This is a genomic window from Mesorhizobium sp. M0698, from assembly GCF_040320455.1.
Classification (GTDB): domain Bacteria; phylum Pseudomonadota; class Alphaproteobacteria; order Rhizobiales; family Rhizobiaceae; genus Mesorhizobium.
On record NZ_JAMYPQ010000014.1, the window covers coordinates 1 to 13,300 of the forward strand.

A 13,300-nucleotide genomic window follows, 5' to 3' on the forward strand; every position below is an offset into this window, starting at 1 on the left:
GGGGGGGCGCGTCGCCCGCCGCGGCCGTCCCCCACCACAACGCGCACCGCGGCCCGCGCTCTTGGTCCGGCCGGGGGGGCGACTACTGCCCGAGCTTTCACGTCACTCGATGATCTTGACGATCTTGCGCGTGCCTGGGTCGACCACGACGGTGCGGTTGTCGACGATGACATAGCGGTATTTGACGCTGGGGACTTCATGAAGCTCGACGGTATCGGGAAGCGTTGAGCCGATATTGAGCTCCACCCCAGGGATTTTCACCGAGGCCAGCGGCTGCTTCTTCACATACTCCTTGATGACCGTTTCCTGCTGCGGTTCGATGACAACGTCTTGCGCCGCAGCGGCGCCGATGCCTGCCAGCAGCAGAAATCCCGCCACCGCGGTGGAAAGATGCATTCTCATGGTCGTCTCCTTTGCGAACTCGGTCCGCTCTTCGCGCCAAGGCTCATTCGAACGGAAGGCAGCTGAAAACGTTCCGTCGACGGGCTTCGGTCCCGCCCGGCAGGGACCAACCGACGTGTTGCCGCAGGACCTAAGTCTGATCCTTGCGCGCAAAGGGCGGGTTTGCCGCGTGACCCGGAACCGCCGCGGCACCTAGCCGTTGCTGGCTGCACGTGCCGGGAGGATTCTTTGGAAAATATCGATGGCGGCTCGCACCGATCCTGGCTGTTTCCATTTCGATCGAATACAGCATCTGCGCAGCCTTGTCCCTTCCTGCGCCGATAGGGTTCGCGCGTCACTTTGGTGGCGGGCGAACCCTCGATTGCAGCGTGCGTCAGTCCAAAGTTGGCCCTGAGGCGAGGAGAACAGAAATGGCCGACGACAAGACCAAGCGAGACTTCAGCGACCGCAATCGCGTTTCGGCGGATGAATATTATGAGGTCGAACATTTCGCGCGGGAAAATGGTGTTTCGCCCAGCCAGGTGAGCAAGTTGATCAAAAGGACCGGCGGCGACCGGATGATCCTCTCGCAGGCGGTGAAGGCATTGCGCGAGCGCAAGTGAGCTGGCGGCGAAGCCAACGGTGGAGAGGCGCTGATCGCGATCGGCCGAGATCCGGCCAGCAATCGACAACGTGCTCGGATGCCGCCGCTTCGGCCAAGCGCAATGCCCCGCTACTTCTTCGATTCCGATGAAGACGGAATCGTCTATTCCGACGATCAGGGAACGTTATATGACGATCTCCCGCTGCTCAGGAAAGAAGCCCTTCGCACATTGGCCGAGATGGCCAGGGATGGCCTTCCTCATCGCAGGATTGCAGTCAAGGTCCGGGACGACCGTGGCGGTCTGGTCCTTGAAGTGGCTTTGACCTTTGCCGTTGAAACGCGGCACTTCGACGAGCGGATTTTCCAGATCGACTTGCGCACGAACTGACGGCTCGATCATCATCGCGCCGACCATCATCAGATTTCTGGTGCAGCGGCATCTTCCCCTGGCGCGGAACATTAGAAGTCTCTAATTGTTATCTTAAGCAGCGGGAACCTCCCAGGATTCTGCTGCAGATCGGGTGCAACCCGGTCGGCCCGCGCCCTCCGCCAGAGGCGCGGGCTTCGTTTGTTTAGCCGATGCGCAACGCCATGCGGCGGCAGCATATTGGAGACCTGCGGGAGCACTAGTAACATCAGTCGCTACCGCGGCGCCCTGGCGCCCAGGCAACGGAGCCCGTCGTCCGACAGGGCGGCGGGCTTTTTTGACGCGGGTCGGTCATCACGCAATCGATGGAATTCTGGCCGGCGCTGATTCGTGTGGCATGGGGTAAGGTGCCCTGACGCAGCGCCGGCCAAGCGGAAATCAGGTCCGCCGCAGCCAGATAGTAGCCGCGTTGGCGCAGCAGGTAATTGCGTGATCGCGGAAGCCGCACCATTGCAGAGCCCTCCCCAGCAGTTCGGCCTGCCCAGCGGCTGACCCGAGGCATTCATTCATTCTGACGATGCACCGGACGCCCCGACGGCGGAAATTGGACGCCGCGCTCGCTCGCGACTATGGCGGCCGGCGGTATTCCCTGCAGATTTCGGACGAAAGGCCATTCTACCCTTGTTGCGCCTGGATTCTTATCAGATCGTGGCAAGGATTGCCTTTCCGGCCGCGTTTGCCGGCGTTCTGCTGTTCGCCCTTCTGCCGGAGCGGCTCTTGCAGGGTCTTGGCCTGGCTTTCACGTTTGATCACGACAAGCTCAATCACGCCGCCGCCTTCGTCGTCCTGGCGGCTCTCGGAAGTCTCGGCTGGCCGGAACGCAAGGCGAAGCTGATCGTACTCCTCGTTCTCACGGGTGCGGCGATCGAGGGGCTTCAGGCCGTGCAACTGATAGGGCGCGACCCGGATTTATTCGACTGGGTGGCCGACTGCGCGGGAATCGCGTGCGGACTGATGGTTGCAGGCTGGACAAAGCGGCTCGCCGGCGGATTGCCATAGCTCGAAAGCGCATAACGGAATCGGCGCGCCCATGCCCCAATAAGGGGAAAATGGCCGGCGCCACTTGGGGGGCGCGTTGGGGTAAGTTGCCTGATGGGGCGCCGGCCAGGCGGAAAAATTACGTCCGCCGCAAAGTAACATAGCAGGAACGGCAATGCGCGGCAGTAGCGTGATCGCGGAAGGTCCGCGCTCGCGCCTCCGGTGCGGTGACCCGTTTTGGGTCAACAATTCTGGCACCTGAATTGCACTGTAGGCAATGCCGGGGAATCCCGGCAATCGTCCCCGAATATGGGGCCTCGCCGCTTCGCAAATGGAGCGGCGGGCCTTTTTGCCGGATGTTGAAAAGTAGGCCGATCAGCGGCTTAGCCGATCACAGTGTGCTTAGCCCGATTTCCCCTACCAAGTGCTTATTCTCACAAGAGAAATTCCAAAGCGCCCAAGCATCGGTGCTTGACACAGGTTTCGAGAACTGGATAAGTGGATACACAGATACGCTCTGATCGGACCCAAGACATGGCAGCTGACGCAATCGAGCCGTTGGGCATCACGACCGCCGAGGAGGAAGCTTATCGCCACATTCAGCGGGCCCTGAGGATGGGGCGTTATCGGGCCGGGGACCGGCTGATCCCGGAAGAGATCGCGACGGAAATCGGCATGAGCCGCATGCCGGTTCGCGAAGCATTCCGCCAACTGGCCGCGGAAGGTCTTGTGCTCATTCGCCCGAACCGTGGCTGCATCGTCGCCGGGCTTACCCTCGATGAGATCTACGAAACATTTGAAATACGCTCGGTGCTCGAAGGGCTGGCGGTGAGGCTTGCCATGCCGCACATCGATGTCGAAGTGCTTGAAGAACTGGAACGCCAGCTCGACCGGATGGAGCGCGCCAGCCAGACCGGCAGCAGCGACTGGGTCGTGCGCCATCAGGCCTTCCATTTGCAGATTTGCCAATTGAGCAACCGGCCCAAGCTGGTCCGGCAGATCGCCAGCCTGCACGTCGTGATCGAGCCCTACCTGCGCATCTGGTTCGACTATGTCGACAAGCCCGCCAGCGCGCGTGCCGAGCACGAGATCCTGATCGACGTGCTGCGGTCAGGTGATGCCGGCAAGGCTGAGATCGTCATGCGGGATCATATCGTCGAGACGGCGCCGCTTCTGGCCAACTTCGCAAGTCCCGGCCGCCGCTAGGGAATACCATCTAACTCGTTGAAGCCGGAAGATAATCCGGCACGACGAAAGGGAACTGCCATACCGGCAAAAAGAGGAGAATGATATGAAAATTAGCCGCATCGCAGCCATTGCGTCGGTCCTGTTCGGCCTGGTCCAGGCCGCCGTTGCACAAGAAACACCAAAGGCAATTACCATTGCCACCGAAGGAGCCTACGCGCCCTGGAATTTCACAACAGCCGACGGCAAGCTGGACGGCTTCGAAGTCGATCTCGCCAATGATCTGTGCGGGCGAATGAAGATCGAGTGCAAGATCGTCGCACAGGACTGGGACGGCATGATCCCCGCGCTGACCGTCGGCAAGTTCGACGTGATCATGGCGAGCATGTTCATCACTGAAAAACGTCTGAAGATCATTGAGTTTACCCAGCCATATGCGGTGGATCCCTCAGGTTTCGCGGTCGCCAAGGATAGCGAACTGGGCAAGCTCGGCATTTCCAACGAGCGGTTCAAGCTGGAGAATGAAGCCTCTGCGCAGGCGGCAATCGACAAGCTCAAGCCATTGCTGAAGGGAAAGATCATTGGAGTTCAGGCTGCAACGGCGAACCTGGAATTTGTGAAAAAATACTTCTCGGACGTCGCCGAGATTCGCGAATATAAGACCACCGAGCAACACGATCTCGATCTCGCCGCGGGTCGCATCGACGCGCTCTTCGCGCAACAGACAGCGCTGGCCGCCACGCTGAGCAAGCCGGAGTTCAGCGACTATACGCTTGCAGGACCAGGATTTGTCGGGGGTCTCTTCGGTCTTGGCTCCGGGGCCGGTATCCGCAAAGAGGACACCAAGCTGAAAGACATGCTCAACGGCGCCATCGACGCCGCGACCGCCGACGGCACGATCAAAACCCTGTCACTTAAATGGCTCAAGAGCGACGTCACTCCAGTCAAGTAAGCGCTTGCCGGCGAACGGCCATTCCTGACCACGTTCCGGAGCTGAGCCGTTCGTCCTGCCGGGGTATCAATGCCGGGGGTATCAATGGTTGACGCATTCCGGCTGCTTGGTTTCCAGCACGGAGGTTGGGGGGCTGCTCTTCTCATGGCGGCCTCGGTCACAGTGCTCCTGTCTGTGCTGGGCTTTGCGCTTGGCGCTGTCTTTGGCGGGCTGGCAGCGGCCGGGCGTCTCCGCAACTCCAAGGTATTGAGGTTCTTGGCCCTTGGCTATTGCACGGTTTTCAGGGGCGTGCCCGACCTTCTGACCATTTATCTGCTTTACTACGGAGGAAGCGTCGCCCTGACCTCGCTTGGTCATAGCCTGGGCGGGTCCGGATTCGTCGGCGTTCCGGCCTTTGCCACTGGAACCTTGGCTATCGCGATCATCTCGGGCGCCTATCAAGCCGAGGTCTATCGAGGGGCTTACCTCGCCATCGACCAGGGACAGCACGATGCCGCTTGCGCGCTTGGTCTCAACCGGCTGCAGCGACTGCGACAGGTTATTTTTCCCCAGCTCCTGAGATACGCGCTGCCAGGTCTCGGCAATGTGTGGCAGTTGGTTCTGAAGGACTCGTCGCTGATATCGGTAATCGGCCTCGTTGAACTGATGCGCCAGGCGCAGATCGCTGCAGGTTCGACCCGTGAACCGTTCATCTTCTACATTGCTGCAGCCTTGCTCTATCTGGCTATCGCTTCCGTCACGGGCCACACCTTTTACCGTCTGGAACGGAAGGCGCCGTGGCGCGTCCGGTCGGCATGATAGATTTCAGTTTTTTCCTCGAAATCCTGCCGAAGCTACTCGCCGGCCTGCCGCTCACGATGGAACTGGCCCTGACTTCCATCGTTGCCGGCTTCGTTCTTGCCGTCACATTGGCGCTTGCCCAGCAATCGGAATCGCCCTTCGTCGTCTTGCCGATCCGCGGCTTCGTTGCCGTGTTCAGGGGCACGCCTCTGCTGGTGCAGATTTTTCTGACCTATTATGGCCTTGGTCAGTTCCGGCACCAACTGTCGGCAATTGGATTATGGGCCGTTTTCCGCGAACCCTACTGGTGCGCAATCATCGCGCTGACACTCAACACCACCGCCTATGGCAGCGAAATCCTCCGCGGCGCGATTCAATCGGTGCCACGCGGCCTTGTCGAGGCGGCCCGGTCTGTCGGCCTGTCCACCTATTTGACCTATCGGCACGTTATCCTGCCGCTGGCCTTTCGCCAGGCGCTGCCGAGTTACGGCAATGAAATCATCCTGATGATCAAGGGCACGTCTCTGGCTTCCATCGTGACCTTGATGGAGGTGACTGGAATTGCCCAGGGATTGATCTCCCAGACCTACCGCGCCTTTGAAGTCTTCATCTGCGCGGGCGCCATTTATCTCACTTTGAACTTCGCGATCATCCGTGCCTTGGCGGCACTCGAATACTGGATGTCGCGGCATCTGCGGCACCGCCCCTCGACGATGAGCGACGCCGCCTCTTGAGCACTATCAGAAGGGCATAGCATGCGAAATTTTGAGAAACCAACGCGCTCGGTCGTCGTTTCACGCGAGGCCATGGCCGCCACCTCTCATCCGTCGGCGACCCTCACGGCGGTGGAGATCATGGCGGCCGGCGGCAACGCCATGGATGCCGCCATCGCAGCCTGCGCGGTGCAATGTGTCGTCGAGCCAGCCTCGACCGGCATTGGAGGCGACTGCTTCGCTCTTCTGTCGCGAAACGGATCCGGCGAGGTCATCGCCTACAACGGATCGGGCAGGACACCCGCCGCCCTCACAATTGACTGGTTCCTCGAACGTGGCATGGCGGAGGTGGCCCGCAATTCTCCTGGCTCCGTCACCATCCCGGGAGCCATCGATTCCTGGACCAGATTGCACGCTGATCATGGACATATGCCCTTCGATCAAATCCTGGCCCCCGCTATACGTTTCGCCGAGGAAGGCTACGCCATTTCACCGCGGGTCCATCGTGACTGGGCGTTGGAAGAAGAACTTCTGGCCTCCGATGTAGCCGCGAAACGGATTTTCCTGCCAAACGGCCGCGCGCCAGGCGTTGGCGAAGTGCATCGCCAGCCTGAGTTGGCTGCAACGCTGCGGCTGATCGCCAAGAAGGGACGAGAGGCCTTCTACACTGGCCCTGTGGCCGGAGACATGGTCGCCTATCTTCGAGGGCTCGGCGGATTGCACACACTCGAAGATTTCGCCTCGGCAACAGGCGAATACGTGATCCCGATCAGCACCGCGTTTCGAGGCTGCGATGTGTTCGAATGTCCGCCCAATGGCCAGGGTGTGATCGCGCTGCTCATTCTAAATATCCTCTCGCGCTTCGAAGCGCACGGCGACCCGCAATCCGCGGACCGGCTTCACCTGGAAATCGAAGCGACACGCCTCGCTTACGCCGCGCGTGACCTGCTCGTCGCCGATCCTGATGCGTCCGAGGTCCCGGTGGCCGACATGTTGTCGAATGCCTGGGCCGATCGTCTGGCCGGCATGATTGACCTAAAGCGCGCCCGCGCGGACCTGCCGGCGTTCGATATGCCGCTGCACAGCGACACGGCCTATATTTCCGTTGTCGATAAGGATCGCAATGCGGTCAGTTTCATCAACTCGGTCTTCGACAGCTTTGGCTCGGGCCTGGTCTCGCCACGCTCCGGTGTCGTCTTGCACAATCGCGGGCAAAGCTTTTCGCTTGACCCCAAGCACCCCAATGCAGTGGCGCCGAACAAGCGACCTTTGCATACCATCATACCCGGGATGCTTGCGAGAGACGGCCGGGCAGAAATGCCTTTCGGCGTTATGGGTGGCTACTACCAGGCAATGGGCCACGCGCACCTGCTGACGAAGGTGCTCGACTTCGGGATGGATCTGCAGGAGGCGATTGATCTGCCGCGGGTCGCCCCCGTCAGCGGCACCATGAACGTCCAGGCCGAACACGGGCTCGCTGGCGAAACCGTAGCTGAACTTAGCCGACGCGGTTTCGAAATCATTCCCGCCACGGACCCGATCGGCGGTGCGCAGGCCATTCGCATCGATTGGGCAAACGGGACCCTGCTGGGCGGTTCTGAACCGCGCAAGGACGGCTGCGCCCTCGGTCTGTAGACCGGTTATGGCCAGAGTGGGATCCAAGATGCCGAAGATGCTCTTCATCGACATTTGGCCGGCGAGCAGGAGCCGCTGGCGCCATGGTCCAGATAATTCTTGCACGCCATCGACAATCCGATCGGCGCGAGGTTGTCACCCATGTCTTAGGTACAAACTGTTACCCATCTCCGGGCCGTACAGGGAAAAATGGTGCCCAGAGGCGGATTCGAACCACCGACATGCGAATTTTCAGTCCGCTGTCGGTGATTGATATTGTTCAGATTTTAGGTCGAATGTCGCGTTTGTGTCGCGTCAAGCCAAAAGCGCCCGCTCGGCCTGAACTCGTTGCCTTGTTCAGCGCCCAAACACGCGTGCCGTGGTGCCGACAGTCATTCAGATGGATGATGGTATGGTTCGGCACTCCTAGTAAGCTCCGATCACCAGGCAATTTAGAGACTTTCTGAGGTCCATGTTCCTATGGGCGCAAGCGGCGCGACGACGGAGGTGTTGGCGCAGGCGGCGGGGTCGGCGTCGTCGAGGCTCGCACGCCTGGAAGCCACAACGACCGACGTCGACCAACGGGCAACCGTGGGGCACGCGCTCGATCAGGAGATGGCACGGGCGACGAGCCAGTTCGACAGCGACAGGCGTGTCAACCAGCCGCAAGCGCAGGCGATCGAGAAGCAATTGCAAGTTCCCAAGTCAACCGGCAACGCTGTCGCGGCTCAACAGGCGGGACTGCACGCCATGGAAAGGCAGTTCCCGCCGCATCGCATCTCCTCCAAATCTTTTTGCGGCGTCAGCAGGATGCCAGCGAGCGGGGTCAACTCGGCCAGGCGGATGCCAGAGTGTTTACGCTCGCCACACCGCCGGAGCGGGCGAGCTCGCTTCATCCGATCTTTCTGTTTCCTGTTCGGGAGGTCCCTACATGATTATCGAGTTGTTCGGTCCGCCTGGTGCAGGCAAGACGACCCTTCTCCGCGCCCTTTGCCGTGAGCTGGCGAAACGCGACATCCGTGTGAAGACAGTCAATGGCTATCGCCGGATTGATTTTGTGTCTTTCGGCAGCGAAGTCGATTCGGTCGAGGATGAAGGCCCGGAGACACGCCATGGCATCCAGCGTCTGGTGCACAAGCTCGCCACCGCGAGTCCGGTCTTGTTCTCGACCCCGCCGAGCGAGGGGGCCGCTGCGCGGCTTTTGGCATCGATCCCTCCAAAAAGTCGAATATGGGCGTTGCGTCTGAAGATCGACGTCGTTTTGCTCTTCGAAGCCTGGAATACGGCGCAGGCCTCAGAAGGGTACTTCATTTTCGAAGAGGGCATCGTTCAGGCGTTGTGTGCGCTCGTCCTGTTGGCACGAAATCCAAGTATCGACATGGTTCGTAATTGCATGACGTTCCTGCCGCGACCGGATCTCCTCATTCAAGTCGACGCGCCCGGGGAAACGCTGCGCCACCGCCTCATTGAGCGGTATGCGCGGCAGCCGTACCTCGAGCGCCTTCTCGAAGTCGGAGTGGTCAGGGGCCTGAAGCAAGCGGATATCGCGAGGGAGATCGGCCAATGCCTGCAAGACAAATGGCCGCTGATGCGTGTCGACGGCCTCGACCCACGCAATTTCGAACAGGTCGTCGCGCGCATCGTGGGGCACGGATTGCCGGCGACGGCATGCGTCGGGCCAGACTAGAGGCGCGAGTTGCATGGTGCTCACGGTGAGATCGTTCGTTGGCATTCGCAGATTTCTACGGGCGCAGCGGCGACCGTTAGGCAGCGTCCATGAGAACCGTGCACCCGCTCGTCGGGATTACCGAGCAAGCCACCAGACGGATGGGTACGGTGCCCATTACTCCGACACGTTCCGGTCCGGCTACTATGCAGCTCTGTGGTCGGGTATCGAAAAGCCCTTGGTCGAACGTACTCTCCTGCCTGTCGGCGGGCCGAACCGGAAATGCCTGGACTTCGCATGCGGCACAGGCCGCATAGCAAATATCGCAGCTCAATTTTTTGGTGAAGTCGTCGGCGTTGACATCTCCCAATCTATGCTGGCTAGCGCACGGGTTCCGAAGAACGTGAAATTGGTCCGCGCTGATATTACGCTCTCTCCGCTCGCCGAAAGGTTCGACGTGGTCACGGCATTCAGATTCTTCCTCAATGCTGAAGATGAGCTCAGGAAGGATGCACTGTCGGCCATCAGCGCGCATTTGAACGAAGGTGGATTGCTAATCTCGAATATCCACATGAATGCGACCTCGCCAATAGGGCTGGTCTGCCGCATTCTGAACCGTTATGCAGGAGGGACAGTCCGCCACACTTTGAGCATTAAAGGATACGAGCAGACGCTCATTGCAAACGGCTTTATTGTCGAGCGGATAGTTGGGTACGGTTTTTTGCCGCGACCCGGGAAATTGCTGCCAAGACTCTGCGAAATATTGATCGTGCCGTTTGAAAGGATCTGCGCAAGTGCCAGGATTCCGGCGGAGCTTGCGCAGAATTTCCTGGTGGTTGCCAGAAAGCGGTAAAGCCGGCGGGCACATGAAATTTGAAACCGAGCATTTGCCATGAGGCTGGTCTTTGTTGAAGCTATTGGCAGGAAAGTATCGAGTGTCGTTTTTGGCTGCGCTTCGCTTGGCTCAATCAGACAAAGCGCTGCTCGCCTCTGCTCATCAGTGCGTTTGGCGACGGCGCTCGCCGGTGACCAACGATGCACTTGCCCTTTTGAGGCAGGACGATCGCAAGCATCCCGACGTCGCGAGGTACTTTCGTAGGTTGGGGGATTCCGGCAACGTAACGCGGGTTCGCGCCGTAATTTCCAGACGTCTTGAGGTTCAAGTATCTCCCTGCCGATTGCGGGACGCGAATTCCTCGTAATGCCTGCGTATGAACTCCGGTTTGGCCCGATGCCGCACCTGCCGGCCTGTAAGCCTCTCGCAGACAGTGCCCACGCATCTCGAACCATAAAGACGCATGAGAGAACGTCTGAAAGCGGCTACGGCGCGCTTTACGCGTGCCCATGTCGCGTTCATGTCGCGTGGAGTTGCCTACAGTCGCAGGAAACCCTTGAAAATCAACGGTAACAGTTCGCAACACGGCGCGACATGAAATGCCGTAAGTCGCCAAGTTGGCGACACCGCAAGCCATTGAGTGATTTTATATGAGGAAGTAGTGGTGCCCAGAGGCGGATTCGAACCACCGACACGCGGATTTTCAGTCCGCTGCTCTACCAACTGAGCTATCTGGGCCTGCTCCGGCGGGCGGCAATCTGCACACCGGGTTCATGAAAGCGCCGTCGGCACCCCTTGAAAGCGCGTGGGTTATAGCACGGGAATTCGGCCTGTCCAGCGCTTAGAGCATGATCCCGAAAAGTGGAATCCGGTTTTCGGAAAAGATTATGCTCAAACAAAACGCCAGAACCTGTTCCGTCCGACAGTGCCCGGATGGAACAAGTTCTGGACATTGATTTCAGGCGCGAAACGACAGGCAGTCCGCAAGGCCGATCATCGGTCACGATCGCGGCTGCGAAACCGTCCCAAGCCTGTGGAAAACCGCAGGTGGACGGCGCTATTTCTGGTCGTCGTTCTCGTCCTCGTCGTCGCGTCCCGGGATGACGTAGACCCCCTTCAGCCAGCGGTTGAGGTCGATGTCCTTGCAGCGCGTCGAGCAGAACGGGTAGGTTTCGCGCGCCGATGGCTTGCCGCATTCGGGGCAGGGCCGCTTGGGCCGCAATGGCGTGACCTTGTCGTCCGGGCTCATATCCGCGCACCCGACAGCCAGTTGGCGTGCACCTTAAACCCTTCGCCGCTCAAAAGCGCTACCGTCTCGTAGAGCGGCAGGCCGACGACGTTGGTGTAGGAGCCGACAAGCTTGACGACGAAGGCGCCGGCGAGCCCCTGGACGCCATAGCCGCCGGCCTTGCCGCGCCATTCTCCCGATGCGATGTAGGCCTCGATCTCCTCGCGCGGCAGCCGCTTGAAACGCACCCTGGTCTCGACCAGCCGCAAGCGCTGCTTGCCGCCCGGCGTGATCAGGCAGATGCCGGAATAGACCCGGTGCGAACGGCCGGACAAAAGCCCGAGGCAGTTGGCGGCGTCGTCGAGCGTCTCGGCCTTGGGCAGGATGCGCCGCCCGACGGCAACCACCGTGTCGGCGGCCAGCACGAAGCTCGGCAGGTAGTCGGCTTCGGTCTTCAGCGAAGCCAGCGCCTTCTCGGCCTTTTGTGTTGCCAGGCGCTTGGCCAGCGAGCGCGGGTGTTCGGCGCGCAGCGGCGTCTCGTCGACATCGGCCGGCAGCACACGGTCCGGCTCGATGCCGGCCTGCTGCAGCAGCTCGATCCGGCGCGGCGAACCCGAGGCAAGCACGAGCTTCTGCAAAATGCCCATCGCGATCCCGGCCGGGTTCTTGAACTTACTTGAAGCGGTAGGTGATGCGGCCCTTGGTCAGGTCGTAGGGCGTCATCTCGACCAGGACCTTGTCGCCGGTCAAAACGCGGATGCGGTTCTTGCGCATGCGGCCGGCCGTATGGGCGATGATTTCATGTTCGTTTTCGAGCTTGACCCTGAACATCGCGTTGGGCAGCAGTTCCGTCACGACACCCGGAAACTCGAGGACTTCTTCCTTCGGCATTCGATACCTTTGCTTGGATGGGTACTTCCAGCGCCCCGGCCGGAAAGTTGCGCGGAACCTATATGATAAACGTCCGCTTGTGAACATGCTTAATCCGCGGCGTTTTCAGCCCCGGTGCCGAGAAAACGGCGGCCGATCCGCGCCTTCAGCCGCTCGCGCACGTCGCGGTAGGCGGCCATGATCTGCTCGCGCGTGCCGCTGACGCCGGTCGGGTCGGGCATAGGCCAATACTCGACCTCGACGGCCAGCGAGCGGGTGAGCTCGAGCGCGGTGTGGTGGGCTTCCGGCGCCAGCGTCACGATCAGGTCGAAATAATCATCCTCGAGGTCGTCCATCGTTCTCGGGTGCCGTTCGCCGAGCGACAGCCCTTCTTCGGCCAGCACGGCATCGACGAACGGATCGCGTTCGCCGCCGCGCACCCCGGCCGAGGCGACGAAGGTGGTGGGCGGAAGCACCTTGCGCGCCAGCAATTCGGCCATCGGCGAGCGCACGGCGTTCATGCCGCAGACAAACAGGATCGAGCGGGGCAGGATCGGGCGGGGCAGCGGGGCGGCCAGTTCAGCCTCGCCAGTGCAGCACGCAAACCAGCGTGAACAGCCGGCGCGCCGTGTCGAAGTCAATCTCGATCTTGCCGGCAAGCCGGTCCATCAGCGTCTGCGAGCCTTCATTGTGCAGGCCGCGCCGGCCCATGTCGATCGCCTCGATGTGGCTGGGTGTCGCGGTGCGGATGGCATCGTAATAGCTTTCGCAGATCATGTAGTAATCCTTGACGATGCGCCGAAGCGGCGTCAGCGACAGGATGTGGGTGACCACGGCTGCGCCGTCCTCGCGCGCCACCGCAAACACCAGCCGGGATTCGGCCAGCGACAGTTTCAGCCGGTACGGGCCGGCGCCGTCGTCATTGACCGGCTGGAAGCGGTTCTCCTCGATCAGGTCGAAGATCGCCACCGCCCGCTCATGCTCGACATCGGGCGTCGAGCGGCCGATCGTCTCGTCGAGCTCGACATCGATCAGCCTGGCGCGGGTTTGGTCGTAGTCGGACATTT

Annotated in this window: 17 protein-coding genes and 1 tRNA gene; 10 read left to right on the forward strand and 8 right to left on the reverse strand. The window is 60.7% G+C overall.

All coding sequences use genetic code 11. The features are described 5' to 3' along the window. Window positions 1-102: 102 nt before the first annotated feature. Window positions 103-402 carry a DUF1236 domain-containing protein gene (locus tag NKI16_RS23825; protein WP_352457747.1) on the reverse strand — a complete coding sequence of 100 codons (300 nt, stop codon included), beginning with the start codon at window positions 400-402 and terminating at the stop codon, window positions 103-105. A gap of 410 nt (window positions 403-812) precedes the next feature. Between NKI16_RS23825 and NKI16_RS23830 the strand changes: the two genes are divergently transcribed. Together NKI16_RS23830 and NKI16_RS23835 are read left to right on the forward strand one after the other, a co-directional pair. Beyond that, a complete protein-coding gene (locus NKI16_RS23830) occupies window positions 813-1,004 on the forward strand; it encodes a DUF3606 domain-containing protein (RefSeq protein ID WP_023677389.1) in 192 nt (63 codons plus the stop codon). Window positions 1,005-1,106: 102 nt separating this feature from the next. Continuing rightward, window positions 1,107-1,373 carry a DUF6894 family protein gene (locus tag NKI16_RS23835; protein ID WP_156937357.1) on the forward strand — a complete coding sequence of 89 codons (267 nt, stop codon included), beginning with the start codon at window positions 1,107-1,109 and terminating at the stop codon, window positions 1,371-1,373. 247 nt (window positions 1,374-1,620) lie between these two features. On the opposite strand, the gene NKI16_RS23840 is transcribed toward NKI16_RS23835, so the two are convergent. Further along, entirely contained in the window at window positions 1,621-1,863 is a 243-nt protein-coding gene (locus NKI16_RS23840) for a hypothetical protein (RefSeq protein ID WP_023677391.1), read from the reverse strand. Between the two features lie 170 nt (window positions 1,864-2,033). On the opposite strand from NKI16_RS23840, the gene NKI16_RS23845 reads away from it, so the two are divergent. The 8 genes from NKI16_RS23845 to NKI16_RS23880 all read left to right on the forward strand — a co-directional run bounded on the left by NKI16_RS23845 (window position 2,034) and on the right by NKI16_RS23880 (window position 10,153). Then, window positions 2,034-2,411, forward strand: coding sequence for a VanZ family protein (locus NKI16_RS23845; RefSeq protein ID WP_352571657.1), 378 nt, complete (start codon window positions 2,034-2,036; stop codon window positions 2,409-2,411). A gap of 513 nt (window positions 2,412-2,924) precedes the next feature. Next, on the forward strand, window positions 2,925-3,596 hold the full coding sequence (locus NKI16_RS23850) for a GntR family transcriptional regulator (protein ID WP_031211973.1): 672 nt from the start codon (window positions 2,925-2,927) through the stop codon (window positions 3,594-3,596). 85 nt (window positions 3,597-3,681) lie between these two features. Continuing rightward, the gene (locus NKI16_RS23855) at window positions 3,682-4,527 is read left to right on the forward strand and encodes a transporter substrate-binding domain-containing protein (RefSeq protein WP_023677394.1); all 846 of its coding nucleotides are present in this window, start codon (window positions 3,682-3,684) and stop codon (window positions 4,525-4,527) included. 84 nt (window positions 4,528-4,611) lie between these two features. Next, window positions 4,612-5,325, forward strand: coding sequence for an ABC transporter permease (locus tag NKI16_RS23860; protein ID WP_352923753.1), 714 nt, complete (start codon window positions 4,612-4,614; stop codon window positions 5,323-5,325). After that, window positions 5,322-6,041 carry an ABC transporter permease gene (locus tag NKI16_RS23865; RefSeq protein WP_352457755.1) on the forward strand — a complete coding sequence of 240 codons (720 nt, stop codon included), beginning with the start codon at window positions 5,322-5,324 and terminating at the stop codon, window positions 6,039-6,041. The genes NKI16_RS23860 and NKI16_RS23865 overlap by 4 nt, the downstream gene beginning before the upstream one ends. Before the next feature lie 21 nt (window positions 6,042-6,062). Beyond that, complete coding sequence (gene ggt / locus NKI16_RS23870; protein WP_352571655.1) at window positions 6,063-7,655, forward strand: gamma-glutamyltransferase; 1,593 nt, start codon at window positions 6,063-6,065, stop codon at window positions 7,653-7,655. 910 nt (window positions 7,656-8,565) lie between these two features. Further along, complete coding sequence (locus NKI16_RS23875) at window positions 8,566-9,321, forward strand: AAA family ATPase (protein WP_051406149.1); 756 nt, start codon at window positions 8,566-8,568, stop codon at window positions 9,319-9,321. A 217-nt stretch (window positions 9,322-9,538) separates the two neighbouring features. Further along, on the forward strand, window positions 9,539-10,153 hold the full coding sequence (locus NKI16_RS23880) for a class I SAM-dependent DNA methyltransferase (protein ID WP_245274725.1): 615 nt from the start codon (window positions 9,539-9,541) through the stop codon (window positions 10,151-10,153). A gap of 644 nt (window positions 10,154-10,797) precedes the next feature. Here NKI16_RS23880 and NKI16_RS23885 read toward each other — a convergent pair. The 6 genes from NKI16_RS23885 to NKI16_RS23910 form a co-directional block, all read right to left on the reverse strand. Next, window positions 10,798-10,873, reverse strand: a tRNA-Phe gene (locus NKI16_RS23885). A gap of 319 nt (window positions 10,874-11,192) precedes the next feature. Then, the gene (gene yacG / locus NKI16_RS23890) at window positions 11,193-11,384 is read right to left on the reverse strand and encodes a DNA gyrase inhibitor YacG (protein WP_023677402.1); all 192 of its coding nucleotides are present in this window, start codon (window positions 11,382-11,384) and stop codon (window positions 11,193-11,195) included. After that, a complete protein-coding gene (locus NKI16_RS23895; RefSeq protein ID WP_352457706.1) occupies window positions 11,381-12,010 on the reverse strand; it encodes a Maf-like protein in 630 nt (209 codons plus the stop codon). Before NKI16_RS23895 ends, yacG begins: the two co-directional genes overlap by 4 nt. Before the next feature lie 25 nt (window positions 12,011-12,035). Further along, a complete protein-coding gene (infA, locus tag NKI16_RS23900) occupies window positions 12,036-12,254 on the reverse strand; it encodes a translation initiation factor IF-1 (protein ID WP_006200926.1) in 219 nt (72 codons plus the stop codon). An 89-nt stretch (window positions 12,255-12,343) separates the two neighbouring features. Continuing rightward, the gene (locus tag NKI16_RS23905; protein ID WP_352571660.1) at window positions 12,344-12,811 is read right to left on the reverse strand and encodes an arsenate-mycothiol transferase ArsC; all 468 of its coding nucleotides are present in this window, start codon (window positions 12,809-12,811) and stop codon (window positions 12,344-12,346) included. A gap of 1 nt (window position 12,812) precedes the next feature. Further along, entirely contained in the window at window positions 12,813-13,298 is a 486-nt protein-coding gene (locus NKI16_RS23910) for a UPF0262 family protein (protein ID WP_292663977.1), read from the reverse strand. Window positions 13,299-13,300: the final 2 nt, after the last annotated feature.